Origin of the sequence: Bradyrhizobium sp. 76, assembly GCF_023073025.1 — a bacterium.
Classification (GTDB): domain Bacteria; phylum Pseudomonadota; class Alphaproteobacteria; order Rhizobiales; family Xanthobacteraceae; genus Bradyrhizobium.
Map to the genome: position 1 here is coordinate 1 of NZ_JADPIS010000047.1, position 4,225 is coordinate 4,225.

Genomic DNA, 4,225 nt, shown 5'->3' on the forward strand with positions numbered 1-4,225 from the left:
ACGGCCCCATGAACGCAAACTCGGCGACCAAACCAGGGATGATGCCGATAAAGAACCTCGCGAAGAACGGTCCTGTGGGCGTTCTCAAACCTTGTTGTATAAGAGCAGGCGTCCCCATTCGAGTCTTGACGGGAGCACGCCGGATCTAGCCTACTTCACTCCGCTGCCACTCCGCATGGCAGCCTAACCTCGGCAGAGGCTCCACCTATCGACGCGGAAACTCTGTTCAGACAACCGGGGCCAGCTCTATAGACACCCAGAGCCCACAGGCTCGAGGCCAGCAATGCCGCTCCTCCTGTTTCAACATCGGTCGGGACGTTCCCGTCCGAATAGTCGATTGACTTTGGCTAAGCTTGCATCTCAAACAGTTTGTCGGTACCGAGAACAGGCACCTGGGGAATGCCCGTTAGACCCTTCAGTCGGTAAATTTTGAACACAAATTCGTTGCTCTCGTCTGCCGCGGCATCGTAGGTCCAACGTGCGAGGAGATTGCCCGGACAAAGTCATCGCCGCTACTTATTCTCAGTTTCGAGAAGATCGTTTGCCGCGGCCACAAGCGATGCTGTAGCCTCTTGTACTTCGCGTTCGGAAATTGTCAAAGGCAGTAGTAGCATTGCATGATCGCCTGCCTCACTTCTGGCGCTACCACTACTGGCGTAGATGACCAACCCGCGTTTGAGCGCGGCGCGCTGAAATCGATCGCTGCAGCGACCGGGCGAAAGGGATCGTCGATTCTTCAAACCGGAGGAGCTGATGTCGAAACCAACCATTAATCCCATGCCGCGGACTCTGTTGATCAGCTCGCCGGGCAGTTCCTCGCGGAGCGAAGCTCGCAGTAGCTCGCCCATGCGCGTCGCGTTTGCAGCGAGGCTTCCATCCTCCAACCGGCCCAAGACTGCCAATCCCACCGCAGCGCCCGCCGGACTGCAAGCAAACGTCTGACCGTTCTGAAAATACTTTTCGCGTGCCAACGGCCCGTTAACCACCTGCTCACTCACTAGAAGAGCTGACAAAGGGTAATAGCCGGCGCTGATCGCCTTTCCGCAGATAATGATGTCAGGCTCGGCGTTCCAATGCATGCTTGCGAACGGCCGTCCGGTGCGGGAGAAACCAGTCATGACTTCGTCGACGATGAGCAGTATGTCATGGTGCTGGCAGATCTCCCGGACTCGCGGCAGATATCTTGGGTCTGGCGGCGCGGCACTCAGCGCGGCACCGACGATCGGCTCGATGATCACCGCTGCGACATTCTCCGGACCTTCCTCAAGGATCGCATCCTCGATCGATTGCGCACATTCTAGCGCACAAGTCTGCGCCTGAAGTCCGAACTCACAGGCGACGCAATGCGCGTGGGAAGCTTTGGCGCACGACGCAAGCATGCCCTCATAAGGCTTCCGGCGCGCAACGAACTCTCCTGCGCTGAGCCCAGCGATGGTATTTCCATGATAGGAGGCGTTGCGTCCTAGGATCTTCCGTCGTTGCGGCCGCTTGGCGGCGAAATGATGTTGAAGCGCCAGTTTGAGCGATGCCTCGACTGCGTCTGAACCGCTGCTGAAAGTGATCGCGCGCGACATGCTCGGCGGACCGAAATCGAGCAGTTGGCGAGCGTAACGCTCTACGATTTCGGAGCTAAAAAGCCGCGAAGGGAAAAGCGTCAACTTGCGACTCTGGGCGTGAAGCGCGTCGATGATTTTCTCGTCGCCATGACCGAAGATGAGAGATCCCGAACCGCAGGACGCATCCAGATAACGAGTCCCATCGGCGCCCACGAGATAAGGACCCTCGCCAGCCACTATTCGCGCGCCAAGTTCACCCGGCGTCGAATAGGCGGTTCGTGAAGAGAGAACACAGATCTCTGCCAAGTACAGCCTCCCGTGCCACTCGAAATTGATGTTTCCATCTCAGGGATGAGGCTTACACGAGAAGTGTAGTCCACGCACCCTACTAACAATTAGAGGTGTGGAGAATGCTTTGGATTGGTGTCGACCACCTTCGATGCAGCGCCCGAACGCTACCTCAAGATGCCCAACCAATGGTTCGGTTGCTTACGAGTTCGGACCCGGCGATATGATAGTAGTGGTCTGCGACGAAGGTCCCAGGGGACGCGCGGATTCCAACCTATGACGGCTCGCCTGTCATGCCTTTCGAGTGCGCCGTCGCCGCCGAGAAGCTGTTCGTCGACTATTCCGGCCGCCACGCTGGAGGTGGTGGATGGGCTCACCGGCTAGGTGCGGACGGCGTATCTTCGTCGCCGTGCTCGGCGCCTCGAACTACACCAATACCGAGGCCAGCCTCAGCCAAAGACCGCCGGATTGGATCGTTTCCCACGTCTGCGCGTTTTCCTGCTTCCGCGGCGCTGCCCAGCAGACGGTAGGAACAATCTCAAGGCCGGCATCGCCCGGGGCCTGCTTTCACGAGCTGATAGTCAACCGGGCCTGCCGATCTCGCCCACCGTTACACTAGTTTCTGTACGAAACGTCAGGGTTGAGCGGCGCAATCTAAGTTATGCCGATGGATTGGGGCACAAAATGCCAGTAGCTGCGGGGATCGGCAAGCTCCGGAGGGCCGATTTTCTGGCTTGGTTTCGGTGTTGGGCAACGAAGTATCAGCTCAAGATACCTTGAGCCGTGGGGGTGCCTGCGGCTTCGGAGAAGGGGCTATGAGGTTCAAGCCGCTATTTGCTTGCATGGCGATCGCGCCACCAGCATTGCCGCGATCCTCATGAGATTGTTGGCGAGCACGGCGGCGCCGACCCACAATTCGAAGCGGTCGCGTTCTTCGGCAAGACAGCGCTTCATGCCGCGGCCTCGGAACAGCACCGAAGAAGCGTCCGTCGAGGCCGGCGCGAAAGCGCTGACCATTCTTGAACATGGCGCTCTTTTCGTACGCTTCACGTCGTCTCGCCCTCTTGCCGCCAGGCTGCGGAATGCAGACCACCTTGAAGCCGGCGTGCTTGCAGAGGCAAGGTTCTGCTCGCTGAAGAAGCACGAGCCGTACAGCTGCGGGGCAGGGCCAAGGGCCTGCCTGTGGCGCTGGAGGGAAGATGCTACGTGAACCTCGTCGGGCGGATTGCCTTTCAGCACCTCGTATTGCGTGATCAGGCCCTGAGCGCTTCGGCGAGGAAGACTTTGTGGCCGAGCTCGACCGGCGTGCGCACCTTGCCGCGCTTAATCAAGTCGGTACGGGGCTCAAAGATGGAATAAATCTTCTCGTCGATCGCCACCTGCTCACCAAAGAGCACACGACGACGTGCCTGATCAATGACGCGAGCTCCCAGCCCGCCGAAGTGCTCGATCTGCCTGCGCAGTTCCTCGACGGCCATGTCGGCGAACATGTCCTTGCGGCGCATCGTGCGGGTCCTCTCAAGCCCAGTGCGTGCGTTTCCTACGACCTCCTCGGCAATGTCGATGAGCACCCGCGCGATACCCTTTGCTTCGTCGTAATCCCAGCGCTTTGGCCAGACGGCGGACACGCATCGAAGGCGTAATGCAGAAAAACATTCGCCAGCAGTGGGCTGACGGCTCCCTGAACGCAAAAGATAACTTTGCGGAGGAGGAGCGGTCACGGAACTATCGGCGACGGCAGGCGCCTTTCCACGGGGTGAGTGGGAGGAGGATTGAGTGCCGGATGACGATCTTGTCGTCGCCAACGAGGACTTCCTTCACGAGAAGGCGCAGCACGCGTCGGCGTTCGACTGTATCGAGCGCGCCGACGGACGAGCGCAGGCGGTCGAGGAAGCTCGTCACGGATTCGGCGAGACGCAGACAAACTTCCCGTTCGTTCGATTGGTGTTCGATCGCTTGCAGCAACAGGCAAGCCTGTTCGCGGCTGCGCAAATCTGGCATGCGACTGCGCAGCTCTTCAAGTGAGAGAAGCCTCTCCTGACAGGCCGTGAGGAGACGCTCGATGCTTTTCCGGGAGCGCGCAAGATCGCGGCGAAGCGTTTCCCCCCGGCGCTGTGTGGGATCGGCGTTGCGCGCCGCCTTGAGCCAGCGCTCAAGAGAGCTGGTCCCGCTTGTCTGAACAGACTTTCCGCGTCGATAAGTGGAGCCTCTGCCGAGATTAGGCCGCCATGCGGAGTGGCAGCGGAGTGAAGTAGGCTAGATCCGGCGTGCTCCCGTCAAGACTCGAATGGGGCCTTCGTGCGTTGTACAACAAGGTTTGAGAACGCCCACAGGACCGTTCTTCGCGAGGTTCTTTATCGGCATCATCCCTGGTTTGGTGC

4 protein-coding genes and 1 pseudogene are annotated in these 4,225 nt (G+C 59.3%); 2 read left to right on the plus strand and 3 right to left on the minus strand.

What is annotated here, in order from left to right:
• Positions 1–512: 512 nt before the first annotated feature.
• A complete protein-coding gene (locus tag IVB48_RS12040; RefSeq protein WP_247400084.1) occupies positions 513–1,862 on the minus strand; it encodes an aminotransferase class III-fold pyridoxal phosphate-dependent enzyme in 1,350 nt (449 codons plus the stop codon).
• 296 nt (positions 1,863–2,158) lie between these two features.
• Between IVB48_RS12040 and IVB48_RS12045 the strand changes: the two are divergent.
• Positions 2,159–2,328 (plus strand): annotated as a pseudogene (locus IVB48_RS12045) (IS21 family transposase); the annotation flags it as partial.
• Positions 2,329–2,666: 338 nt separating this feature from the next.
• Here IVB48_RS12045 and IVB48_RS12050 read toward each other — a convergent pair.
• Together IVB48_RS12050 and IVB48_RS12055 are read right to left on the minus strand one after the other, a co-directional pair.
• Positions 2,667–2,861: a hypothetical protein gene (locus tag IVB48_RS12050; protein ID WP_247400086.1), complete on the minus strand. Its 195-nt coding sequence runs from the start codon at positions 2,859–2,861 to the stop codon at positions 2,667–2,669.
• Positions 2,862–3,097: 236 nt separating this feature from the next.
• Positions 3,098–3,472 (minus strand): hypothetical protein, encoded by a 375-nt coding sequence (locus IVB48_RS12055; protein WP_247400088.1) that lies wholly within the window; start codon positions 3,470–3,472, stop codon positions 3,098–3,100.
• Positions 3,473–3,620: 148 nt separating this feature from the next.
• Between IVB48_RS12055 and IVB48_RS12060 the strand changes: the two genes are divergently transcribed.
• Positions 3,621–3,869, plus strand: a complete 249-nt coding sequence (locus tag IVB48_RS12060; protein WP_247400091.1) for a hypothetical protein — start codon at positions 3,621–3,623, stop codon at positions 3,867–3,869.
• Positions 3,870–4,225 lie beyond the last annotated feature (356 nt).

Excerpts from the sequence above, each read along its gene's own strand:
- IVB48_RS12050 (WP_247400086.1), bottom strand. The coding sequence starts at position 2,861 with ATGGTCAGCGCTTTCGCGCCGGCCTCGACGGACGCTTCTTCGGTGCTG.